Raw genomic sequence first — 24,302 nt, 5'->3', positions numbered from 1 at the left:
GACCAGTCGGGCCGCCAGGACCAGTCGGGCCGCCAGGACCAGTCGGGCCGCCAGGACCAGTCGGGCCGCCAGGGCCGGTCGGACCGCCAGGGCCAGTCGGACCGCCGGGGCCAGTCGGACCGGACGGATCACTTGGACCGGTTGGGCCGCTCGGGCCTGACGGCGTGCCACCGCCGCCAGCACCGACACGGAACCCGACGCCATCGGCGCAGGCTCCCAGCAGAAGAAGGGGAATGGCGCTCGCACACAGCAATATGTGCCTTGTCGATTTGCGCTGCTTACTAAGCGGCATCTTGTTGTCCTCCATAAAATGCCCAGTCCGCAAAGGCTAAAGGACTGTCGTGGAAGACATCGCGCTCAGAAGAAGCCGCCCCGGCTAGAGGCTCAAACGGGCACCTCCAGCTTATCCGGCCCGTTTTCGCAAACAGCTGTGCATGCCTGGGAAAACGGCTCGCGAGAAAAGCACCGGACGGTGCATCGCCCTCGAAATCTGGCAAGAACCCGGAAAAAGCAAAGGCTCGCGAGCAAAATCCGCTTTGCGCGCGAGCCGGGAGATGGAGCCGAAATGACGGTTATTTATATCCGCATCCACGCTCGGCGGATACGAGAGCGCCGCAACTCAGTCTGCTGCGGCTTCGATCTCGCGGGCGACTCGGGCGCGGCTGTCCAGAACGGCTTCTCGGACGATCGCCAGCACCTGATCGAGATCGGTATCGGGCGTCAGGGTCAGTTCGACCGCAAGGCCGTCCTTGACCGACCTTACCCGCCCGACCCGCGCATCGCCCACCAGCAGTACGGTTTCGCTCCCCTGCGACGTGGAGCCTTCTCCCGCTGCATGCTTCAGACGAGACAGGACCGTCGCGGCCGAGATCATCTTCTCGCCCGCCGCCGCGAAGCGTTGCTGTTCATGCCCGATGGCCCGCGCGGCGACCAGCACGCGCTCGCGCTGCTCGCCACGACGCAGCAACGGGGTCAACACTTCGGAATGGCGCACACGCAGTTCTTCGCGCGTGGCGAAGGCATCGACCACCTCGTCCGGCATCTGCGCGAGCGACAGCAGGCGGCTGAGCTGGCTGTTGGAAAGGTTCAGAGCCTCGGCCATGCGCGACTGGACACCGCCGTAGAAGCGATCGACCGCACTCTGGTAACTGCGCGCGCGATCCAGCTCCGTGATATCCTGCCGCTCACGGTTCTCGATGTCCGCAAGGCGGAAGGCTTCCTCGTCGCTCAGGTCGACGATCATCGCATTGAGGCGGATCTCGGGGCGGCCATTGTGATTCAGCCAGTCCACACAGAACCGGCGCCGGCTGCCGACCAGCAGTTCGTAGGGACAATCCGCCCCCGGAGCGTTGTGACGGACGAGTACCGGAATGCGGTTCCCGTCTTCCTGCGCAATCGATTCTATGAGTGAACGGCAGCTTTCGGCCGAAAGTCCAGGCACGTCGCGTGGATTGCCATCCCATACCGAACAGTCGGATGGACGGATGGAAATTGCCGTACGCCCCCTTGATCCTCCCTGCGCGACGCCGGCCAGCCGCTGATCGAGGCGTGAAAGTTCCTCGCTTTCGAAGCGCAAAGCCTCTGCCGGTTCCGGTTCATAGGATAGCGTCGTCAATATATCCCGAACAAAGCTCCCCACCGTGCGTCCCCTTCGTTGCTATGATCCATTGGATCGAGCCCAAGCCGACCATAGCGAAAGGAATGGCTCCGCCGCCCGGCGAACTAGGTTCGGATCGGCTCTATTTCCTCGCGAAAAGACTGCGATTTCAGAAGCGGTGATTGGCCGTTATCGCGAAACCATGGATGCGGCGGTCGTTGGCGAACTCGCCGGAATAGGACAGTCGAAGCGCCGTCCGCTCGCCGTGCACCGCACTGATCCCGGCTCCTACGACTGCGCCATCACGATCGTAGCGGGTGGACGGTAGCGTGAAGATCGACGTGCCGCCCTGCAGGAAGATCGCCTCGATCCGGCTTTCCGGCCGCGACCGCAATTCCCGCTGCCACTGCGCCTCGACGCTGGGGCGCAAGGTCCATGCCCCCTTCCGGAGCGATGCGGAAGCCCGCATCCCCAGACTGCTGCGCACCGATTCCGTCTTGAACTTGGCAACGGCAAGTGAAGCCGGCCCACCACTTTCGACGAAGCCGCCGAGATCAGCATAGCGATAGTGAAGCCCGGCGAAAGGTTGCGCCCGAAGGACGCCGAGCTTGAAGATGCCTCCGGCCTCTACCGTGGCCGCGGCGTTGTCGCCGTTTGGCCCGGACTGCAGCCGGTCGCTGAAGCCAGTGAAACTGACTTGGCGTCTCAACTGATACCAGCTGCGGGTATAGCCCGCCGTGGCATCCACATAATAACGTCCATTGGTATAGCTGGCGTAAGGCGTGACGTTGGCATTGAACAGCGTGCTGCGGGGTTGCTGGCTGCGATCCAGGTTCGCATCGATGCCATCAATCCCGATCGACGTGCCCAGGATCAATCCCGGCACCGGCGAAATGTCGAAACCCGCCCGGATCGAGCGGCTGTCGAAATTGGCGCGCGGCCGATCCGGCCTTGCGTGATAGTCGCCTTGTTTGAGGCCGTAGCTGACCATCACATTGATCGTGCGCTCACCACTTACCGGCACTCCTGGCGAAGCATCGAGTGCAAACTCGCGACGCTGCGCCAGGTAGCCGCGGATTTCCCGGTCGGTTGCGTCCATGGACTGGATCGAGAGCCGAGGCATAAGCCGATAAGGCGCCGCACCGAGTTGCCCGAGCGCTTCGGCCCGAGCACTCGCATCGGGGAGCGCATCAATCGCATCAAGGATGCCTGCATACCCCGCCGCTGCCGACGGTGCGAGGGCATCGAGGGCTGCACCGACCGCCGCCTGACCCGGTGTAGTGCCGTCAGCCTCATAACTCTGCGCGAAAACAGGTGCGGAATGCACGCCGAGTGCAACGGCGCATACCGCAAGACCAATCGCAAGGCGCATCGTCGAGCCGGATTTTGAATGCTGCAAGTTTGTTTCCTCCGCCGTTATCGCAAAGCTCCGAGTGCCTTGCGCTTTCCGTCTGGTGTCAGGCTTTATGATGTTACGTCCGTGAGGCATCTGGCCAGTCGAACTGCCCTCGCTGCGAAGGCTTCCTACGAGAGCGGCGCCTCGATGGCTTTTCAGGTAAGCAGCCCCGTGTTGCGTGCCGTCCGGAGTGCCTGCACCTCTTCCCGGCCTGCAGGACCCATGCGAGAAGACCTTTTGCGAGGCATTGCGCGGCGAAGCAGAGGAAAGGGCCAATTCGGACCCAGTCTCGCCCGCGACGTCAGCGCCAGTTCGGGCCTTCAACCCAGGTTACGAGGCTTCGGCGCAAGCCGTCGGTCACCGGAAGTACCCGGTGCTGCAGGAAGGAGGGAAAGATCAAGACACTGCCCCTTCCGGCGAAAGTCTCACCTGGGCTCTGGATGCCGAAGAACTCAAATTCGCCGCCCTTGTAGTCGTCCGGTGCCGACAATTGCACCACGACTGAAAGCTTGCGCGCATATGGGCGTGTTGATTCCAGCCACACGTCCTGATGCCAATCGTAGTGCCCGTTGTTAGTGGCACGATATTCGGTGAACTGGATTTCGTACGGCGCATCGATATCGACGCCGAAGTTGGTGCGGTTCGATGAACGGACGAGGTTCATGAGCCGCACGACAATGTCGCGCTCCTGAATCGCGTCCAGCCAGCGGATAGTCGAACTACGGTAGCTTTGATCGCTGCGAAGGGTATCGGAGAATCCGATCGTAGCATTGGCCTCAGGATACTTTCGTGCGCGTGCGAGTATCTTGTCGCACTCAGCCGGCGACAGCGCGCCGGACCAGGCCTCCCAAACATTCTGCATGAATAGCCCCTATTCTGGCCTTGCGCCTTTTTGCGTATACGCAAAAGCGGGAAATCAGAGTGTCCGGGACACGCTGAAGAAGAACCGCGCCTTGCTGCTCATCCCATCGAATGGCTTCTTGACGGGGACAGCAACCTGACCTGTCGCGGTCCAGCCCTTCAGGGGCGTCACGCGAATGCCTCCACCCGCCGACGCGAGCGAGTAGTCACGGCCCGGCAGATTGTAGACAGGACGCGCAAGCGAACGCGCAAGTGCGGCATCAGTATACGCAAAAAATGTTAGCGCTCTCGCGCTCGACTTGCTGCCAAGCGCTCGCCAGGATAGTTCTGCGGATCCGGAAACCGCCCTGTCAGCGGTGAGAAATCCGTCGCGGTAGGCAAGGCCCGCTCCTTCTCCGCCAAGTACGACACGTTCGGTCGTCGGCAATCGATCGGGACTATATTGACCTCGCAAACTGATCTTGGCAGCGAACCTGGGATCGAGTTCCTTCACGAAAGTCGCCTGAAGGTTAGCCTTGCGGAACGCCACCCGGGAATATCCCGAGATCGCCCGGGCCCCCAAGCCGCCAAGGCCGTGGCTTAGAGAGAGCGAGACGCCGTAGCCGCTCGTCTTCCCGATCGCGGACCAACTCGCACCCAGACGCGCGGCGCGCGTACGGAACCCGCCGAATGCGGTATCGAGGTAATAATTGTCGCTGTTCGTGCCATCAAGCGAGGCTGTCAGCGTCAGGTTGCGCTTATAGCTGCGAACCAGCGGATGACTGACGACGATGCCGAGTTGCTTGGCCTCGCCCAAAATGTCGAGATCGCGTGTCCGGGTCCGCACGTAAGCGCCTGTAAGGCCCACTGTGGTACCGCTCGATCCAATGGGAGTCTGGTGGCTCGCCGAGTAGAATTGATAGCGGTGCGGCTGAAGGGGAACGTAACCCGACAGGCGCGTGCTGTCGCCCTCACGGAGCAGACCGTTGAATGCCACTGCAGCCTGCGCCTGCGCTCCGGTGGTGACGTTGAAGACGCCGCGATTGTTGAGGTTGACGGTGATCTCGACCTGCTTGCGACGCACATCGAGATCGAGCGCGAGTTCGCCTGGCTTCGCCGTGCCGCGCAGCTTCGCCTCTACCGTCTGGCCGGGAATGTCACGCAGCAAAGACAGCGTTCGCTCGATCGTCGACTTGTGCGTCGGCGTGTCCCGCATGAGGCGCTTTATATGGGCGTCGATGAGCCGCTTGGGTGTACTGCTGGTTTCCCCCGCCAGAGCATATTGTACGATCCGCCCCTCAAGCACCTGAACCGTCAGCACGCCGTCCGCCGCCGACTGCGCGGGAATGCTCACGGCATAGAACGCAATGTCACTGCTCGCGTAAGCTGCGCTGACCGCGTTCGCGAGCTTCTGCAATGCGTCCCGGTCTAACGGCCCACCGACGAAGGGACCCGTTGCGGCGTCGAGTTTCCTGCGATCGAGAGTAGCGCCAAGGTAGCGGACCTCCTTGAGCGCCACGGTGCTGGCTGCGGTGTCCACGCTTACAGGCGCGGAGGGAAGTTCCGCCGGCGGCGCGGCGCGCGGGATCGCGGGGTCCTGTCGATCGAGTCGGTCCCTGTCGATGGTCGGCGACTGATTGAGCGCCTTGGAGCCCTGTGCCAGCGAAGGCTGAGCCGCAATCGTGAGGGCCGCACCTACGACGAGCAGGGCGCGACGGATTGCTCCGGAAGTCCGGAACCTGCGCATCGCGCCGTCGCGCGCGTTCTCGGGAATTGCCCTCATGATCTTCGATTGCCTGATTTTGCCCGCATAGCGAGCGAGTTGCCCGGCATCAGGTTACGAAGCCATCGCCGCCGTTCATCTCAAATCGAAGCCGTTTCGAGGGTATCGGGCACGCAAGGCGCCTTGTCAGCGTGTCGTCTGGCGACGGAGTACCGTCCGGGTCACCCAGAAAAGCGGCCTGCCCCATGGAAAACCGCTGCGATGGTTACGCAAACACCGCTGGCGGACGCAACCCAGGGCCTTGCTATGGCATCTTCAAGGTAGCGTCGGATCGGTTGCGATCCCGGGCGCTAATTGCCGCTACGTCGGGTTACGGAGACCAATAAACCGCAAATTTTACCATCAGAACTTCGCGGATCGATACGTAGGGCGTGCATGCTTTTCATCGCACTGACAAGCATTTACTTACCGCTAACCTTTACAACCTTATCGCCGTGGCTGGAACAGAGAGGCCTGACGCGAGCAAGATGCTGTCCAAGGATACAACCCTGACAAGCGCGGCAACCTCCGCGAGCACCTTTACCGATGGTCGAGCCTGGCTTGCGATCGCGGCGGCCTGGACCGGTTTCGCAACGAGCTTCCGGAAGGCGATTATGCATGCGCTGGCCGCGGCGGCCTTGGCGCTTATGCTGTCAGGAAAGGTCTCTTCGACAGCGATCATGGCATGGCTGACCCTGGCGGCGCTCGCGCCGCTGCTCGACAGCCGGCTAAACCGTACACGGCACCGGCCTTCGCCCGGCTGGCTATCATCACATGCCGGGACGATACTCTCTGCAGTGCCGTGGGCCTTGCCCTTGTGGGCTTTCGGATCGCAGGCAGGCATGGAAACGGCGACGCAGTTGTGGGCGGTGCTCGCTCTGTTGATGGCAGCATCGGTTTCGCGTGCAACCGCAACGCCGGGAGCAGCTCTCATCTTCTGCGGCATCGTGGGCAATTCCAGTGCGGCCTGGTTCCTGCTCGCATCCGATCCGGCCATGGCCACGATCGCACTGCTGTTCGTCGCGATCACATCCGCAGCCATCGTGGAACGAAAACGCGCCTCTGCTGCTTCGAAAGTCGGCGGAAAAGCCGACGGACAACCGGTCCGCAGTGCCGATGCCGCGGCATCGGCGCAATGCGAGTTCGGACAAGACGGTGCACACTGGCATTGGCAAACCGATGTGTCCCTGCGCCTCCTTGGCGTTTCGCCGCGCTTTGCGCTCGCAGCGGGACGCGATCCCTCCGATCTGGAAGGCATCTCATTTCGCAGGCTGATCGCGGGAGCGTGTGTCGGGGACACTCCTCTGGCTTGCGCCGAACTCGCCGAGCGCATGAAACGTCGCGAAGACATCTGCGACCTTGCCATCAAGGTCAGTACCGGCGGACGAACCCAGTGGTGGAAATTGTCAGCTCAACCGCATTACTGCGAGGATAGGTTCGTAGGCTATCGCGGAACCGGATGCGATGTAACCGAAGGCCGGGAAAATCTCGAAACAATGAACCGCATGGCCCGGTATGACTCTCTGACGGGACTACCGAACCGGGCGATGGTCACCGAAGCGCTGGCATCGGCACTTGATCGTACCGCGCAGCGGCAGCGCAATGCCTGCGCGTTCCTTATGATCGATCTCGATCGGTTCAAGGCGGTGAACGACACGCTCGGCCACGATGTCGGCGATACTCTGCTGGTGCGCGTTGCCGAAAGGCTAAGGGAGCAGATCGCCGACAGCGACCTGTGCGGCCGTTTCAGTGGCGATGCCTTCGCGGTAGTCGTTCCTGATGCATCCGACCTCGACCGGGTCAGACTTTTGATCCGGCGGATCACGGATCGGCTGATCCAACCCTACGAGATCGGGCATCATACGGTATTCGTGGGCGCTTCCGTAGGCTGGGCCGTGGGGCCGCACGACGGTGCAAACGCCGAGATGATGATGCGCAATGCCGACCTTGCACTTTACCGCGCCAAGGAGGCCCGCGGCAATTCGCACTGCCGCTACGAGCGCAGCTTCCACGCGCACGCCGAAGAACGTCGCAAGCTGGAGATAGCGTTGCGGGGCGCCATGAAGCACAACGAACTGCACCTCGTGTTCCAGCCCGTGGTCGATGCGCAGTCGGAAGCGATAACCAGTTTCGAGGCACTGCTGCGCTGGCGAAACGCAGAGTATGGCACAGTTAGCCCGGAAAAGTTCATCCCTCTCGCGGAAGAGACACGCCTCATCATTCCCATCGGGGAATGGGTATTACGCGAAGCCTGCAAGGCGGCGGCCGGTTGGCCGGGGGACGTACGCATCGCAGTAAACGTGTCTGGCGAGCAGTTGCTGGACCCGAACTTCGTCACGAACATCGTCAGTGCCCTTGCGGCAAGCGGCCTAGCTCCCGAACGTCTCGAGATCGAGGTTACCGAAAGCATCTTCCTGAGCGACGCGACGCGGGCCTGTACCGCTTTAGAGCACGTCATGGCGCTGGGATGTACGGTGGCGCTGGACGATTTCGGCACCGGCTATTCGTCACTGGGCTACTTGCGCAACATACGCTTCTCCACGATCAAGCTCGATCGATCGTTCGTTCAGGGCGCCGCTGGCGGAAACAGGGAATGCCTTGCGATCCTGCGCGCAGTGGTGACCCTGGCGGACAGTCTGGGCATCAGCACCACCGCGGAAGGGGTCGAAACCCGCCGGGATGTCGACCTCGTAAGGGCTCTCGGTTGCAGCAAGATCCAGGGGTACTATTTCGGGAAGCCGCAGGATGCGCCTGCGGCACGGTCGATGTTCGAGATGTCCTGATACGCCCGACTGCTTCGACTTTGTGAGATTGGTTCGCAACAACTGCTCTCCTAGTCCGCGCGGCATGGATCACCCACCCGCGAACAGAATGGAACCCAGGACGCGGGATGCTCTGAGCCTTTTGCTGGAGAATCGTCCCGCTCTCATCCGCTATGCCGTGACGATCGTGGGCGATGTCGGTCTGGCCTAAGACATCGTCCAGAACGCCTGACGTCGAGAGACAAGAGGCCAGGCCACAGCCGGAGCGGGAAATTCCGCGCCAGCCGATGGTCGTGCTCGCCGCCGGACCGGCCAACGAGCCCCTTGCCTCCGAGCTGGCGGAAATCGTCGATCCCGGCTCGACTGGGAGGCATCGGTCCTCGCTCACCTGGAGCGCTTCCGCCGCTATCCGCGCCCGTGCCCACGCGGCCCGGCAACAGGGCGCGGTGCAAGTGCGCTTCACGATGAACCGCGTAAGGTTCGTCCTGTCCTGCGCGATCGTGCGCAAGTCCGGCCCATTCATGCTCGATCAGGCGGCGCTCGACACGCTGCGGCGCGCGCAGCCCCTGCCCGCCATTCGTGCGGGACGTCCCGATACCGTGGAACTGACCGTGCCGATCGAGTTCGATCTCCGCTAGGCCGTAGCCGACCAGCGCCCGGGGACCATCACCTGCTTCCACAAGGCCGGCCCCGCGAACAGCAGGGCATCGCCCACGACCATGAGCACGACGACGATCGCGCACAGGCCAAGATCGGCAAGGCTGGCCGGTGCGGGCGGATGGGCGTGCACCCGCGTGTACAGCACGCGCACCGTCATCGCCGCGAGCGTCAGGACAGCGAGGCCGCCGATGCGCAAGCCGATCTGCGCCGCCAGAGTTTCATGCCAACGGATCATATGTCACCTCCTTTGAGGAGGCGCTTCAGCTACGCACCTTCGCATAGCAATTCGAGAGGGGAACCCTTGGCTCCACATTGAGATTGCATAAGATCGCGGCGGAATTTGCGCCGGAAAAATGCAAATCATATGCCGATCATATGCGTTCGGCACCTTGCCGATATGGAGATCAAATGCGGTTCCATGGCATGGGCATCGGGCAAAGCAACCAAGAGGGCATGACTTGAGCAGCGACCAGACCGGTGCGATTTCGGGCCACGGCAGCGGGCCTCACGGGCGGCTACCGACGCTCGCGCTCGGTGCGCTGGGCGTGGTGTTCGGGGACATCGGCACGTCCCCGCTTTACGCCCTCAAGGAGAGCTTCGTCGGGCACCATCCACTGGCGGTGGACCACGCTCACATCTTCGGCGTGCTCTCGCTGATCTTCTGGACGATGACGCTGATCGTGACGTTCAAGTACGTCTTCATCGTCATGCGCGCCGACAACGAGGGCGAAGGCGGCTCGATGGCGCTGCTGGCGCTGATCGGCCGGAGTCTGGGCGAAACGCGCTGGACGCCGGTGATCGCGATGCTGGGCGTGATCGCGACCGCGCTGTTCTATGGCGATGCGATCATCACCCCCGCCATCTCCGTGCTGTCGGCGGTCGAGGGACTTACCGTCGTGGAGACGTCGCTGGGCGAACTAGTGCTGCCGATCGCGATCGTCATCCTGCTCGGCCTGTTCCTGATCCAGAAGCACGGCACCGAGCGGGTCGGCGCATTCTTCGGGCCGGTCATGGCGGTGTACTTCGTTGTTCTCGCGGTGCTGGGCGTGACCAACATCATCGTCCATCCTCAGATCATCGGCATCGTCAACCCGTACTGGGCTTGGCACTTCTTCGCGCTCGATCCCAGGCTGGCGTTCCTCGCGCTGGGATCGGTGGTGCTGGCGGTGACCGGCGCGGAGGCGCTCTATGCCGACATGGGGCATTTCGGCCGCAAGGCCATCAGCCTCGCCTGGCTCTACGCCGCGCTGCCCTGCCTCATGCTCAACTACATGGGACAGGGCGCTCTGCTGCTCGACCATCCCGAGGCGGCGAGCAATCCCTTCTTCCTGCTCGCCCCGGAATGGGCACGACTGCCGCTGGTGATCCTCGCGACGCTGGCCACGGTCATCGCCAGCCAGGCAGTGATTTCGGGCGCGTTCTCGATCACCCGGCAGGCGGTGCAGCTCGGCTTCCTGCCGAGGCTGCGCATCCTCCACACCAGCGCTTCGGCGGAGGGGCAAGTCTACGTACCAATCGTCAACTGGGCTCTGCTGATCTTCGTCGTCCTGCTGGTGCTCTCGTTCCGGTCATCGAGCAGCCTCGCTGCGGCTTACGGCATCGCGGTGACAGGGACGATGGTGATCACCACCTGCATGCTGGGCGTCCTGACCTTCAGCGTCTGGCGCTGGTCGCCGGTGGTGGCGGGGACTGTCACCGGACTGTTCCTGATCATCGACGGAGCCTACTTCCTGTCGAACGCGACGAAGATCCCCGACGGCGGCTGGTTCCCGCTGCTGGTCGCCGCGATCGTCTTCGTAATGCTCACCACGTGGTCCACGGGCCGCAAGGTCATGCGCCGCTATCTTGCAGAAGGGGCCATCGACCTCGACCTGTTCATCAAGTCCACGGCGGGATCGGTACGCCGCGTCGCGGGTACGGCCGTCTTCCTCTCCTCCACCAGCGAAGGTGTGCCGCCCGCGCTGCTTCACAACGTCAAGCACAACAAGGTGTTGCACGAGCGCATCGTCATCCTCACGGTGACGACCGAAGCGGTGCCGTCGATGCCGGAGGAAGGCCGCATCACCATCGCCGATCACGGCGCGAACTTCTACCGCATGCGCCTGCGCCACGGCTTCCTCGAGGACGTGGACATTCCCGCCTCGCTCAAGACCATCACCACCTGCGGTGCGCCGTTCGGGTCGATGGACACCAGCTACTTCCTCAGCCGCCAGACCCTGATCGCCTCCGAGAAGCCCGGCATGGCGCTCTGGCGCGAGAAGCTCTTCGCGTGGATGATCCGCAATGCGGCGACGCCGATGGAGTTCTTCAACCTGCCGACGAACCGTGTCGTCGAACTCGGCTCGCAAGTGGAGATCTGAGAGCCCGCGCGCCCGTCACTCCGGCGACACGTGCAGGCGATAGCCCACGCCGATCTCGTTGCCGATGATTTGCGGGCGCTGCGGATCGTCCTCCAGCTTCTGCCGCAGGTTGCGCACCAGCACGCGCAGGTATTCGACGTGCCGCTCGTTCTCGGACGGCCAGACCTGCATCATGATCTGGTGGTGCGTGATGACCCGCCCCGGATGCTGCGCCAGTTGCGCGACCACGGCATATTCCTTGGGCGTGAGGTGCACTTCCCTGCCCGCCTTGGTGATGCGCCGCTCCATCAGGTCGATCGACACGTCTCCCGCAGTCACGGCCGACACGCCGCCGCCCCGCGCCATCCGGTGCCGCAGCGCCACGCGCAGGCGCGCCAGCAGTTCGTCAGTGTCGAACGGCTTGGTCAGGTAATCGTCCGCCCCCAGATCCAGCGCCGCCACCTTTTCGTCCGTGGCATCGCGCGCCGAGACGATGATCAGCGTCGCGTCGGTCTCCTTCTTGATCAGCGGCACCAGTTCCAGCCCGTCACGATCGGGCAGGCCAAGGTCCAGCAGCACGAGATCTGGGCGCTCCTCGCGCAGCCGCTCCATCGTCTCGCGCGCGTTGCCTGCCTCGACCGTCGCATAGTCGGCCCTTCCGAGCGCCGTCTGGATCAGGCGCCGGATATGCGGCTCGTCATCGACGATGAGCACCTTGTGGCGGGTCTTCATGGCATGTCCTCATTGTCGAGGTGCCGGATGATCAGCGCCTCGGGAATACGGATGGTGAAGCAGGCGCCGAAGGGGTCCTCGGCGTTGGCGGCCTCGACCGACAGGCCCATGGCCTCGGCGAAACCCTTGACGATGGCGAGGCCGAGCCCGGTGCCATGGCGCACCCGGTCGGAGCCTTCGAGCCGGGTGAACGTCTCGAACACGCGCTTTTCCTGACCCGGCGGAATGCCCGGCCCCCGATCGATCACCGACAACCGCAAGGCGCCCGGCGAACGACGGCAGCGCACCAGGATCGGCGTCCCGGGTTCGCCATAGCGCCCGGCGTTGTCGAGCAGGTTGATGAGGCAGTGGTGCAGCAGCACCGGATCAAGCCGCACCAATGGTATGTCCGGCGCAATGTCGAGGTCGATCTGCCTCCCTTGCAGCGCACCCCGGGTATCGTGGACGGCACTGGCAACCGCGTCGAACAGGTCGGTCGCTTCGGGCTTCATCGGCAGCGCGCCCGCCTCGACGCGGGCCATGTCGAGCAGGTTGGCGACGAAGCGGTTGAGGCGCTGCGCCTCGGCATCGATGGTCTCGACGAGGTCCGGCGACGGGTGCGTCCTGAACTCCCGCGCCGCCGTCAGGATCGTGGTGAGCGGCGTGCGCAAGTCATGGCTGACCGACGAGAGCAACGCCGCGCGTAGCCGGTCGCGCTCGCCCACGGCTTGCGCCTTGAGGTTCTCCTCCTCCAGCGCCATGCGGTCGAAGGCGATCGAGGCCTGATCGAGCAGGCTCATCAGCAGCGGCACTTCGTCCGATCGCACCGGGTCGCCGGCATCTGCGCGCGCGATGCCGAGGACCGCCATCACGCCCCGGCCGGATGCGGCGGACGCACGCAGCGGGTGAAATAGCCAGTCGGAGGCGGTCAGCGTCGCCGAGCCGCGCCCGGCGGGCTGCTCATTATCGATCGCCCATTGTGCGGCGGCCAGTTCGATCTGATCCATCCGGTCCTCGGGCGGATAGGCGGCGGCGAGGTCCGGGCCTGCCAGCGAGGGCAGCAGCAGCACCGCGCGCACGTCGAGCAGACGGGCGACTTCGGCGCAGATCGCCTGCATCAGCTCGTCCTGCGTGGCCGCCGCCGTCAACTGGCGCGAGAAGCTGGCAAGCGCGGCGTTCTGGCGTGCGCTGGCGCCTGCGAGGTCGGCCTGCGCGCGGACCCGCGCGGCGAACTGGCTGGTGACCACCGCCACGCCCAGCAGCACCAGGATCGAGATCACGTTCTCGGGATTGGCAACGGTCAGCGTGCCGGTCGGCGGCAGGAAGAAGAAATTGTAGGCGAGGCTGGAGGCCAGCCCCGCGAACAGCCCCGCCCGCAGCGAGAACGAGGCCGCCGCGAACATCACCGGGATCAGGTAGAGCAGCGCGATGTTGCCAAGGTCGATCACCTCGACCAGCAGACGGCCGAGCACGGTCATTGCCGCGACCATCAGCAGCGCCCCCAGGTAATGCCCCGGATGGCCCCATTGCCCCCATCGTTGACCTCGCCTCCTTTCGGGCTTGCGGCCACTGGCAACCGGCTCGCCCGAAGGCAGGACGTGCACGGCGACGTCGCCGATCGTGCGCACCAGCCGGTCCACCACCGAGCCGTGCCGCGCCTCGAACCACCATGAGCGGTGCGACTTGCCGATGACGATCTGCGTTGCGCGGGCATCCTTCGCGAAGCCGCCCAGCCCCTCGACCACGCCCACCGCCGGAATGCTGGCGGTGGAAGCACCGAGGCGCGAGGCCAGCGCGAGGGTATCGGCCAGCTGTCGGCGCTCGCCATCGGAGAAGTGCTGGTCGCGCCGGGTCTCGATGTGCACGGCGGTCCAAGGCGCGCGCAAGGCGTCGGCCATGCGCTTGCCCGCCCGCACCAGTCCGGCGGCATGAGGGTGCTCGCTGACGGCGACGACGATGCGTTCGCCCACCGCGAAGCTGCCCGCCAGCGCATGGGCGCGCACGTGCTCCAGCATCTGCGCGTCCACCGCCTGCGCCGCACGGCGCAGCGCCAGTTCGCGCAGCGCGGTGAGGTTGGACTTGGAGAAGAAGTGCCCCAGCGCGCGCGTCGCCTCGTGCGGCACGTAGACCTTGCCGTCCCTGAGCCGCTCGATCAGTTCGTCGGGCGGAATGTCGACGACTTCGATCTCGGCCTGTTCGAGTATCGAATCGGGCACCGTCTCGCGCACGCGGACGCGGGTGAACGAGGCGACCACATCGTTCAGGCTCTCGACGTGCTGGATGTTGAGCGTGGAACAGACGTCGATCCCGGCGTCGAGCAATTCCTCGACGTCCTGATAGCGCTTGGGATGGCGGCTGCCGGGTGCGTTGGTGTGCGCGAGTTCATCGACCAGCACCAAGGCCGGCGCTCGGGCGAGGATGGCGTCGATGTCCATCTCGCCCAGCGTGTGACCGACGTGGTCCACCGTGCGGCGGGCGACGATCTCGTGGCCCTCGACCAGCGCCCCGGTCTCTCGCCGCCCGTGCGTTTCCACGACACCGACGACCACGTCCACCCCCGCCGCGCGGCGCTGGTGGCCTTCGGTCAACATCTCCCAGGTCTTGCCGACGCCGGGCGCGGCGCCGAGAAAGATCTTGAGACGGCCGCGACCCTCCCGCGCGGCGGCGCGCAGGAGGGCTTCGGGCGATGGGCGTTCAGGCTCGTTCACCGGACCGGCTTAGCGCGCAATGCATCCAGTCGTCGATTGAGTTCGAACACGTTGACGCGGCGTTCGCCGATGAAGCCGAGCACTGGCTCCTCGATGCTGCCCGCGACGAGGCGGCGCAGCGCGTCGGGTTCGAACCCGCGCGCGCGGGCCACGCGGTCCACCTGATACAAGGCCGCCTCGGGGCTGATATCGGGGTCGAGCCCCGAGGCGGAGGTGGTCACCAGGTCGGACGGAACGGGACGCCCTGGTGTCGCAGCCTGCATGCGTTGGAGATCGGCCTGCACCCGGTCGTGCAGCGCCTGTGAGGCGGGGCCGAGGTTGGACCCGGAGGAGGCAAGGCCGTCGTAGCCCCCCTGATCGGAAGCGCCCGCCGCCGAAGGCCGGGTGTTGAAGTAGCGCTCCGAAGTGAAGGCCTGCCCGACCACGGTGGAGCCGATCACCCTGCCGCTTTCGGTGACGAGGCTGCCATTCGCCTGACGCGGGAACAGCGCTTGCCCGATCCCGGTCATCGCCAGCGGATAGGCAAGGCCGAGCAGAATGGCGAAAAGCCCGGTCATCACGAGCGCGGGGCGCAGCGAGCTTGAAATATCGTTGGTCATTTGTCTGTCTCCTGTGAGCCTGCGCTTCGCCTCGGGGGCTTCGACAAGCTCAGCCTGAGCGGTGTTGAGAGGTTTACCCTTTTTTCCCCGTCATTCCCGCGAAGGCGGGGACCCATCTGATGGCCGTGCGATCGGCTACTTCAGGAGATGGGTTCCCGCCTTCGCGGGAATGACGGGAAAGAGAAGGTTCAGTTCGCCGTCATCCTCACGCCAGTCCCAGCCCGCCGACCGCGAGATCGATGAGCTTGATGCCGACGAACGGCGCGATCAGCCCGCCAAGGCCGTAGACCGCGAGGTTGCGCGCCAGCAGCGGTCCCGCGCCCATCGGCTTGTACGTGACGCCGCGCAGCGCCAGCGGCACGAGGCAGGGGATGATGAGCGCGTTGAAGATGATCGCCGAAAGGATCGCGCTCTGCGGGCTCGACAGGCCCATCACGTTGAGCACGCCGAGGCCGGGGTAGAGCGCCACGAACATTGCCGGGATGATCGCGAAGTACTTGGCCACGTCGTTCGCCACCGAGAACGTCGTCAGCGCGCCGCGCGTCATCAGCAGTTGCTTGCCGAGGCCGACGACCTCGATCAGCTTGGTCGGGTCGCTGTCGAGGTCGACCATGTTGCCCGCCTCGCGCGCGGCCTGGGTGCCGGTGTTCATGGCGACGCCGACGTCCGCCTGCGCCAGCGCGGGGGCGTCGTTGGTGCCGTCGCCGCACATGGCGACGAGGCGGCCGCCCTGCTGTTCCTTGCGGATCAGCGCCAGCTTGTCCTCCGGCGTGGCTTCGGCGAGGAAGTCGTCCACCCCCGATTCCGCCGCGATCGAGGCGGCCGTCAGCGGGTTGTCGCCGGTTATCATGACGGTGCGGATGCCCATCGCGCGCAATTCGCCGAAGCGCTCGCGGATGCCCGCCTTGACGATATCCTTGAGGAAGATCGCGCCCAGCAGCCTGCCATCGACCGCAACCGCCAGCGGCGTGCCGCCCGCGCGGCCGATCTCGTCGGCGATGCGGCGCAGTTCGGTGGCGGCGGCAGTCGCGCCCGCGCCGGGATTGGCGGCAAGGATCGCCTGAACCGCGCCCTTCTGGATGATCCTCCCGCCGGTGTTCACGCCGGAGATGCGGGTCTGCGCGGTGAAGGGGATGACCTCGGCGCCCTCGGGAAGCACCGTCGCGGTCTGGCCGAACTTCTCGCGCGCCAGCACGACGATCGAGCGGCCCTCGGGCGTCTCGTCGGCAAGGCTGGCGACCAGCGCGGCTTCGGCAAGTTCGCTCATGCCCACGCCGCCCACCGTGCGGAACTCGCTGGCCTGACGGTCGCCGACGGTGATGGTGCCGGTCTTGTCGAGCAACAGCACGTCGATGTCGCCCGCTGCCTCCACCGCGCGGCCGGACTTCGCCAGCACGTTGAAGCGCACCAGCCGGTCCATGCCCGCGATGCCGATGGCCGAGAGTAGCGCCGCGATCGTCGTCGGGATCAGCGTGATGAGCAGCGCCGCGAGGATCGCCACCGGCACCGCGCCGCCCGCATAGCTGGCAAAGCCGGGGATGGTGGCGACGGCGATCAGGAAGATGATGGTCAGGCCCACCAGCAGCAGGGTCAGGGCGATCTCGTTGGGGGTCTTCTGGCGCTCGGCGCCTTCGACCAGCGCGATCATGCGGTCGAGGAAGCCCTGTCCCGGATTGACGGTGACGCGCACGCGGATCTCGTCTGAGATGACGCGGGTGCCCGCCGTCACAGCCGAGCGGTCACCGCCCGCCTCGCGGATGACGGGCGCGCTCTCGCCGGTGATCGCGGCCTCGTTGACCGAGGCGACACCGGCGACGACTTCGCCGTCCGAGGGGATGAGGTCGCCGGTCTGGACGAGGACGACGTCGTCCTTTTTCAGCAGGCTGGCGGGGACGGAGTCGTAGCGGCTACCGTCACCCTTCAGCCGCTTGGCAGTGAGTTCCGCCTTGGTGGCGCGCAAGCTGGCGGCCTGCGCCTTGCCGCGCCCTTCGGCCAGCGCCTCGGCGAACGTGCCGAACAGGACGGTCAACCAGAGCCACAGCACCAGCTGGATCTTGAACCCGGCGTCGAGGCCGTCGCGGCCGACGATGAGCAGCACCGTCAGCAGCACCGCGACGACGGCGGTGGTGAACATCACCGGGTTGCGGATCAGTTCCTTCGGATTGAGCTTGCGGAAGGCATCGCCGATCGCCGGAACGATCAGGTCTGCGGTGAAGAGGGATTTGGTTTGCGATCGGGACATCGTCAGGTCCTCAGAAAAGCTGGCCACGGATCACCGCGAGATGATCGGCGACAGGGCCAAGGGCGAGGCTGGGAAGAAAGGTCAGGCCGCCCACGATCAGGACGATGCCGATCAGCAGGCCCGCCCACAGCAGCCCGGTGGTGGGGAAGCTGCCCGCCGTCTCGGGGGTGTACCTTTTGGCGGCGAGGCTGCCCGCGATCGCCAGCATCGGCACGATGACGAAGAACCGGCCGAGCCACATGGCGACGCCCAGCATGCCGTTGTAGAACGGCGTGCCCGCACTCAGCCCCGCGAAGGCCGAGCCGTTGTTGCCTACGGCGCTGGTGAAGGCGTAGAGGATCTCGGAGAACCCGTGCGGCCCCTTGTTGAGCGGCCCGGCAAGGCCCGCAGGCAGCACCGAGGCCACGGCGGTCATGCCCAGGATCACCAGCGGCAGCACCGCGATCGCCAGCACCGCCAGCTTGACCTCGCGGCTCTCGATCTTCTTGCCGACGTACTCGGGCGTTCGGCCCACCATCAGACCCGCAACGAAGACGGCAAGGATGGCGAACAGCAGGAAGCCATAGATGCCTGCGCCGACGCCGCCGACGACGACTTCGCCAAGCTGCATGTTGAACAGCGGGATCATGCCGCCCAGCGCCGTGAAGCTGTCATGCATGGCATTGACCGCGCCGCAGCTGGCCGCCGTGGTGACGACCGAGAACAGCGCCGAGGCGACCACGCCGAAGCGGACTTCCTTGCCTTCCATGTTGCCTCCGGCGATGCCGAGGTGATGGAGCACCGGATTGCCCACCGCTTCCTGCCAGTAGACCACGGCGGTGCCGATCAGGAAGATCGTCATCATCGCCGCCAGGATCGCCCAGCCCTGGCGGGTATTGCCCACCGCCTTGCCGAAGCACCAGGTCATGCCGGTGCCGATCACGAAAATCGACAGCATCTGGACGAAGTTGGTCAGCGCGTCCGGGTTCTCGAAGGGGTGAGCGGAATTGGCGTTGAAGAAGCCGCCGCCGTTGGTGCCCAGCATCTTGATCGCCTCCTGCGAGGCGACGGGGCCGAGCGCGAGCGTCTGCTTCACGCCTTCCAGCGTCGAGACGTCGACCGATGCCGCCAGCGTCTGCGGCACGCCCGCCGCAATCAGGTACAGCGTGTAGACCACGCAGGCGGGCAGCAGCAGGTAGAGCGTCACGCGCGTAATGTCGGCCCAGAAGTTGCCGATTCCGGTAGCGCTGCGGCGCGCGAACCCACGGAACAGCGCGAAGGCCAGCGCGATCCCGGTGGCCGCCGAGAGGAAGTTATGGATCGTCAGCGCGAACATCTGCGACAGGTTGCTCATCACCGCCTCGCCCACGTACCACTGCCAGTTGGTGTTGGTGGTGAAGCTGACGGCGGTGTTGAATGCCCCGTCCGCGCCGATGCCCGCATAGCCGAGGCCGTTGAGCGGCAACACGCCTTGCAGGCGCAGCACCGCATAAGTCAGGAGCAGCAGCACGGCGTTGAACACCAGCATGTGCACCGCGTAGCGATGCCACGGCTGGTCCTCGTCCGGGTTAATGCCTGACAGCTTGTAGAAGCCGCGCTCTACGGGTCCGAGCACACGATGAAGCGGCGTGCGGCGGCCCTCGTACAGCGCGTGGAGCCACAGCCCCATAGGTTTGGTGAGCGCCAGCAGAACGCCGACGAAAGCTGCGATATACAGCCATCCCTGGAAGGTCATGACGGCGCCCCCTCAGAACCGCTCGGGCCGTGCGAGCACGGCAACGAGATAGACGAGAAGGCCGAGTGCGGTGAAACCCGCCAGCCACAGATCGATGGTCATGTCGGTCGCGCCCCTCACGCCTTGTTGCACAGGCCGACGTAGCCGAGACTGGCCGCCAGCAACGCGAGGGTCAGGCCGATCCAGAGGATGTCCTGCATGGGTAATGCTCCTGCAAGCTCGCCTCGCAAAGGGTGCGGGACGAGTCGAATGCAGCAGAGCCATTAGGATGGTGCGGCGTTGGAATTCGAGACGAGCAAATCCGCAGCCGCATAGTATTTGCGTATGATCTGCGGATTTTCGCTGAAAAAGCGACGTCCGGAAGCGATAGCTCGCTCCCGGACGCCTTTCGACCATGCCATGTTCGAAGGATCAGAACCCGAAGCGCACGCGGATGCCGCCGTTGCGCTTGACCGGCATCGACAGCACCACCGCATTGCCGCCGAGCAGGCTCGTCGTCGTCTGGACGCCGGTGTAGCTCTTGTCGTTGAACACGTTGTTGACGAAGAACTGCACGTCGAGATGCTCGCTGCTAATACCGGTGCGCACGTTCACCTTGTTGGCATCGCCGATCCACGAGATGTTCTCATACGTCGTGTAGATGCGGCTGCGGTGTGCATAGTCGCCGCGCAGGAACCAGCGGTAGCCGTCGCCGATGTCGACGCCGTATTCCGCGCCGACGTTGCTGGTGAACACCGGAGCCGCAGGGTTCTGCGCGCCCGCCGCCACCGTTGAGTTGCCGGTGATCGCCACGCACGAGGCGCAGGGGATCGAAGTGTCCAGCTCGACCTTGTTGTACCCGGCGTTGAAGTTGAGCGACAGCGCATGGGTCACCTTGAGGTTACCCTCGATCTCGGCGCCCTTCACCGTGCTCCTGCCGGTGTTCTGGGTCACGCCGACGCCGATGTCGCTGGCGCCCGGGGTGGCGTTGGGGACCTGGATGCTGTTGGTGATCGCCTGGTCCTTCCACTTGGCGTAGAAGACCGCCGCGCTGAAGGAGAACACATCCGCCACGGTGCCCTTCAGGCCCAGTTCATAGTTGTCGATGACGGCCGGCTTGTAGATGTTGGTGACCGAGGCGCGCTCTTCCAGATAAGCGCGCTGAGCGGCGGTCAGCGGCAGGACCGAGAGGTTGAAGCCGCCCTTGTTCATCCCGCGCGAATAGGTCGCGTAGCCCATGAGGTCGGGCGTGAATTTGTACTGCGCGGAAACGCGGGGCACGAAGCGCTTGTACTTGCCGCTGGTGCGCAGGGTCTGCGGATCGCGGAAGTAGACCTTCAGCTCCTCCTCGATGTAGCGTCCTTCGGCGTTCAGCGTGAAGCGCGGCGAGAAGTCGTAGGACACGCTGCCGAACACGCTCTTGTCGACGAGCGTATTGAGCGAGCCGTCGCCGAACACCTGGATCGTATTGGGATAGAGCGCGACCGTATAGCTGCGGTTGCTGACCTTGAAGTAGTTGGCGCCCACCATCCAGCGCAGCGGCTGGTTCGCGCCGGAAGTGACCCGGAATTCCTGGCTGAGGGCGCGCTCCTTGTACATCGCCATGGTCGGGTAGTTGATGAACGGATCGCCCACGAAACCGGGGATCGTCGATACCGTGGTGTTGGGAATGCCGCTGGTATCGCGCCCGTCGAGGTCCTGATTGCTCTGGAAACGGGTCTTGTTGTAGCCGGTCAGCGACGAGAGCACGATGTCGGTGCCGGGGATCGTGAAGTCCGCCGCAAGGTTCGTCACGATCTCGCGGCGCTCCAGACCCGCGTGGTCGTTGATCGCCTTGTAGGTCGGGTTCAGGCGTCCCAGCGAGTTGTTGACGACCTGGTCGATGAACGCTGGCGTCGCCGGGTTCTGGCCCATCTGGCTGGTTGGGAACTGCGGGATCTTGCCGCAGTAGAAGTTGTTCACGTTGGTCGGCGCGGCGCCCGCGTTGCAGTTGAAGGTGTTGACCGGCAGACGGCTGGAGAAGCCCGCCGCGCCCGCGCCGTCATGGTCCTCCAGATACATGCCAAAAGCCTTGAGGCGCAGGCCGTCGAACGGCTTGATCACCAGCGTGCCGTTGATCGTCTCGGTCTGCTGCGCACCGAGGCGGCTGCCGTCGTAGGGGTTGGTGTACTGCCCGTCGAAGCCGTAGCGGCGCCCGCCGATGCGCAGGCCGATGGCGTCCTTGACGATCGGCAACTCGACGCTCGCCTTGATGTCATAGAGCGAATAGCTGCCCGCAGTGCCGTCGAAGTTCCACCGGAACGCATCGCCCGGATCACGCGTCACCACGTTGATCGCGCCCGCGAAGGACTGGCGGCCGAAGGCGGCGCTCTGCGGACCTTTGAGCACTTCGACACGCGACACTTCGTTGCCGAGGTTGTTGATGACGTCGAAGTTGACCGGCGTACCGTCGAGAAACACCGAGACGGTCGGGTTCAGCGGATCGGCGATGCCGCGGATGACGATCTGGCTGTAGCTGCGGTCGACGCGGCCCGAACTGGTCTGCTGCGCATAGAGGCCCGGCGTGAAGGCCTGCAGGTCCAGCACGTTGTTGACGTTGAGCTTGGCGAGGTTGGCCGCCGTCATGACCGACAGCGTCACCGGGGTCTCCAGCAGCGACTCCTCGCGGCGACGGGCGGTGACCATGATCACCCCGCCGTCGGTGCCCGCTTCGGCCTGCGGAGCGGACGGCGCAACCGGGGTTTCCTGGGCCTGCGCGGCAGGCGCGGCGGCCATGACGAGCATGAGCGCGGTGCAGCATGCACCAAAGTCATAGCATTTCGATTTCGAACGCATCTTGGTATTCTCCCTGTTTTCGGAATTTGTGTGTCAATGAACTTCGATTCATCGCACGACTTCGGAACGGAAGTTTTCAGGATAAAATCGGATATTCAATTGAATTTGGGTTGTCCGCCCATAACCATCAGTTATGAAACTGCAGAGGCCGGTCCCCTGAGTCCCGCCGCCCGGAGAGCACGATGGACCTTCGCCAGCTGCGCCACCTGATCGCCATCATCGAGGAGCGTTCGTTCTCGGCCGCGGCCAAGGCGGTGCACCTCACCCAGCCTGCCCTGACGCGCAGCATGAACGCCCTCGAAGCGAGCGTTGGAACGCCGCTTCTGGTGCGCAGAAACAACGGAATTGAGCCGACTTCGGCAGGTTCCGTGCTTTACGAATACGCCAACCTGCTGACCGCCACAGCGGACAATGCCAGGGCCGACATCGCTCGGCTGGCGAAGGGTCTGGGGGGTGCGCTGAACGTCGGAATCGGCACCCATCTGGCCGACCTCGCACTGCCGAAAATCCTCTCGGAGTTCGCGCGGCGCTATCCCCACCTGTCGATCAATCTGAAGATCGGGATGATCGAGGATCTGGTGCCGATGGTGCTGGAGGGCAGGGTCGAACTGATCGCCAGCATGGTCCCGACGGACCGCATGCAGGCAGGCATCGCCTACGAGCGACTTTTTACTTCTACAACTCAGCTATACGCAGCACAAAGACACCACCTACGCACCATAGATGATGTTATTACTTTTGAACAATTGACGCGCGAGCGCTGGGTTTATTTAAACTGCCTCCACGCGGATCTCGACATGAATCGCTTCTTCGCCAATGGCGGCATGGGCTTTCCCGATCAGGTTTTCCGCACCGATTCCCCAAGGATGATGCGCGCAATGATCGAGGACGAAGGCTGCCTCGGCATCATGCCGGACGACTACATGAGCGGCGCCCGGGCGCAGGCGCTGCGAGTAGAGGGCATGCCCGTCCCGCGCGCGACCGGGCTGCTCTACCGCCCCGATATTCCGCTGCGTCCGATCGTCATGGAATTCGCCAACCTGCTGCGCCGCGAACTTTCCAAACCTCCGGGATGAGTGCGCGCGCACCGGCTCAGGCGGCCAGCGCGGCGAAAGCGCGCAGGCGCGGCACCAGGTGCTCGCCAAGGTGCAGGACGTCGGCGATCGGATCGAAGCCGCTGATCAGGAAGCGGTTCACGCCAAGCCGGTGATAGGCGAGCAGGCTGGCGGCGACCGAGTCCGGCGTGCCGACGATCGTGCTGGCGGCCTTCTGGAACCCGGTGGCGCGGGCGATGCCCACCCAGAGCCGCTCATCCAGCACGTCGCCTTCGCGGGCGCGCGCTTCGGCCAGTTCGTTCTTGCCGAGGACGCCGGGCTGACCGCCCTTTTGCGCCATGTCCTCGACGCCCCGGCGCACGTCCTCCAGCACCGCCTGCGCCTTGTCCCATGCCTCGCCCTCGGTACGGCCGACGATGATCCGGGTGGAAATGCAGAAATCGACTGTCCGACCGGCCTTACGCGCCTCTTGACGTACCGATGCGATCAGTGCGGCGCTGGGTTCCAGCCGGTCGATGCCGAAGGCGTAAACGTCGGCGTGCTGCCCCGCGACTTCCAGTGCGCGCGGGGACTGGCCGCCGAAGAACACCGGGATGCCGCCCGCCTGCACCGGCACCACTTCGGAGCGCGCGCCGCGCAAGGTATAGAACGTGCCGTCGTGATCGAACCGCTCGCCGCTCCATGTCCTGCGCAGCAGCGGAATATATTCAGCACTGCGGGCGTGACGTTCGTCGCGGGTTAGGAAATCGCCGTCGGCCTGCGTCTCGGTGTCGCTGGGGGCGGAGATGACATGGACGCCCACCCGCCCCTCGCTCAGCCGGTCGAGCGTGGCGAACTGGCGCGCGGCCAGCGTCGGCGCGACGAAGCCGGGGCGGTGCGCGATCATGAACCTGAGCCGCTTGGTGATCCCGGCAAGGTGCGTGGCGAAGACCACGCCGTCGGGCCACGTCGCCGCCTGCGCGATCAGCACGCGGTCGAAGTCCGCCGCCTCGAACGCGGCGGCGAGGCGGGCGATGAAGTCGGGCTCGACGATGCCCATCGGACGCGGGCTCGCCTCCGAGGATTCGCGATGGTTGAAGGTCCCGATGATCTCGATCGACATG

17 protein-coding genes are annotated in these 24,302 nt (G+C 64.8%); 4 read left to right on the top strand and 13 right to left on the bottom strand.

Annotated elements, in window-relative coordinates:
• Window positions 1-619: 619 nt before the first annotated feature.
• From QRN25_RS25385 to QRN25_RS25370, 4 genes are all read right to left on the bottom strand, one after another.
• On the bottom strand, window positions 620-1,441 hold the full coding sequence (locus tag QRN25_RS25385) for a ParB/RepB/Spo0J family partition protein (RefSeq protein WP_285022229.1): 822 nt from the start codon (window positions 1,439-1,441) through the stop codon (window positions 620-622).
• A 325-nt stretch (window positions 1,442-1,766) separates the two neighbouring features.
• On the bottom strand, window positions 1,767-2,996 hold the full coding sequence (locus QRN25_RS25380) for an autotransporter outer membrane beta-barrel domain-containing protein (RefSeq protein ID WP_285022226.1): 1,230 nt from the start codon (window positions 2,994-2,996) through the stop codon (window positions 1,767-1,769).
• Between the two features lie 298 nt (window positions 2,997-3,294).
• Entirely contained in the window at window positions 3,295-3,855 is a 561-nt protein-coding gene (locus QRN25_RS25375; RefSeq protein WP_271184372.1) for a 2OG-Fe(II) oxygenase, read from the bottom strand.
• A 54-nt stretch (window positions 3,856-3,909) separates the two neighbouring features.
• Entirely contained in the window at window positions 3,910-5,616 is a 1,707-nt protein-coding gene (locus tag QRN25_RS25370) for a ShlB/FhaC/HecB family hemolysin secretion/activation protein (protein ID WP_271184371.1), read from the bottom strand.
• A gap of 467 nt (window positions 5,617-6,083) precedes the next feature.
• Between QRN25_RS25370 and QRN25_RS25365 the strand changes: the two genes are divergently transcribed.
• Entirely contained in the window at window positions 6,084-8,378 is a 2,295-nt protein-coding gene (locus QRN25_RS25365) for a putative bifunctional diguanylate cyclase/phosphodiesterase (RefSeq protein ID WP_285022221.1), read from the top strand.
• Window positions 8,379-8,644: 266 nt separating this feature from the next.
• Entirely contained in the window at window positions 8,645-8,995 is a 351-nt protein-coding gene (locus QRN25_RS25360; protein ID WP_285022219.1) for an energy transducer TonB, read from the top strand.
• On the opposite strand, the gene QRN25_RS25355 is transcribed toward QRN25_RS25360, so the two are convergent.
• Window positions 8,992-9,252, bottom strand: coding sequence for a hypothetical protein (locus QRN25_RS25355; RefSeq protein ID WP_285022216.1), 261 nt, complete (start codon window positions 9,250-9,252; stop codon window positions 8,992-8,994). The genes QRN25_RS25360 and QRN25_RS25355 overlap by 4 nt on opposite strands.
• Window positions 9,253-9,475: 223 nt before the next feature.
• On the opposite strand from QRN25_RS25355, the gene QRN25_RS25350 reads away from it, so the two are divergent.
• Window positions 9,476-11,377 (top strand): potassium transporter Kup, encoded by a 1,902-nt coding sequence (locus QRN25_RS25350; protein ID WP_502910500.1) that lies wholly within the window; start codon window positions 9,476-9,478, stop codon window positions 11,375-11,377.
• 15 nt (window positions 11,378-11,392) lie between these two features.
• Here QRN25_RS25350 and QRN25_RS25345 read toward each other — a convergent pair whose 3' ends face one another.
• From QRN25_RS25345 to QRN25_RS25315, 7 genes are all read right to left on the bottom strand, one after another.
• Entirely contained in the window at window positions 11,393-12,088 is a 696-nt protein-coding gene (locus QRN25_RS25345) for a response regulator (RefSeq protein WP_285022214.1), read from the bottom strand.
• On the bottom strand, window positions 12,085-14,775 hold the full coding sequence (locus QRN25_RS25340; protein ID WP_285022212.1) for a DUF4118 domain-containing protein: 2,691 nt from the start codon (window positions 14,773-14,775) through the stop codon (window positions 12,085-12,087). The genes QRN25_RS25345 and QRN25_RS25340 overlap by 4 nt, the downstream gene beginning before the upstream one ends.
• Window positions 14,772-15,374: a potassium-transporting ATPase subunit KdpC gene (gene kdpC, locus QRN25_RS25335; RefSeq protein WP_271184366.1), complete on the bottom strand. Its 603-nt coding sequence runs from the start codon at window positions 15,372-15,374 to the stop codon at window positions 14,772-14,774. The genes QRN25_RS25340 and kdpC overlap by 4 nt, the downstream gene beginning before the upstream one ends.
• A gap of 205 nt (window positions 15,375-15,579) precedes the next feature.
• Entirely contained in the window at window positions 15,580-17,616 is a 2,037-nt protein-coding gene (gene kdpB, locus QRN25_RS25330; RefSeq protein WP_271184365.1) for a potassium-transporting ATPase subunit KdpB, read from the bottom strand.
• Window positions 17,617-17,626: 10 nt separating this feature from the next.
• Window positions 17,627-19,330 (bottom strand): potassium-transporting ATPase subunit KdpA, encoded by a 1,704-nt coding sequence (gene kdpA, locus QRN25_RS25325; protein WP_285022209.1) that lies wholly within the window; start codon window positions 19,328-19,330, stop codon window positions 17,627-17,629.
• Between the two features lie 12 nt (window positions 19,331-19,342).
• The gene (locus QRN25_RS25320; RefSeq protein WP_008829858.1) at window positions 19,343-19,432 is read right to left on the bottom strand and encodes a potassium-transporting ATPase subunit F; all 90 of its coding nucleotides are present in this window, start codon (window positions 19,430-19,432) and stop codon (window positions 19,343-19,345) included.
• A gap of 309 nt (window positions 19,433-19,741) precedes the next feature.
• Window positions 19,742-22,144 carry a TonB-dependent receptor gene (locus tag QRN25_RS25315; protein ID WP_285022206.1) on the bottom strand — a complete coding sequence of 801 codons (2,403 nt, stop codon included), beginning with the start codon at window positions 22,142-22,144 and terminating at the stop codon, window positions 19,742-19,744.
• Between the two features lie 182 nt (window positions 22,145-22,326).
• Between QRN25_RS25315 and QRN25_RS25310 the strand changes: the two genes are divergently transcribed.
• The gene (locus QRN25_RS25310) at window positions 22,327-23,220 is read left to right on the top strand and encodes a LysR family transcriptional regulator (RefSeq protein ID WP_285022205.1); all 894 of its coding nucleotides are present in this window, start codon (window positions 22,327-22,329) and stop codon (window positions 23,218-23,220) included.
• Window positions 23,221-23,236: 16 nt separating this feature from the next.
• Here QRN25_RS25310 and QRN25_RS25305 read toward each other — a convergent pair whose 3' ends face one another.
• The gene (locus QRN25_RS25305; RefSeq protein ID WP_285022203.1) at window positions 23,237-24,301 is read right to left on the bottom strand and encodes an LLM class flavin-dependent oxidoreductase; all 1,065 of its coding nucleotides are present in this window, start codon (window positions 24,299-24,301) and stop codon (window positions 23,237-23,239) included.
• Between the last annotated feature and the right edge of the window lies 1 nt (window position 24,302).

The sequence above is a fragment of the Novosphingobium sp. fls2-241-R2A-195 genome, assembly GCF_030209485.1.
Lineage (GTDB): Bacteria > Pseudomonadota > Alphaproteobacteria > Sphingomonadales > Sphingomonadaceae > Novosphingobium > Novosphingobium resinovorum.
Note: the sequence above shows the minus strand (reverse complement) of the source record. Positions and strands in the feature narration are given on the sequence as shown.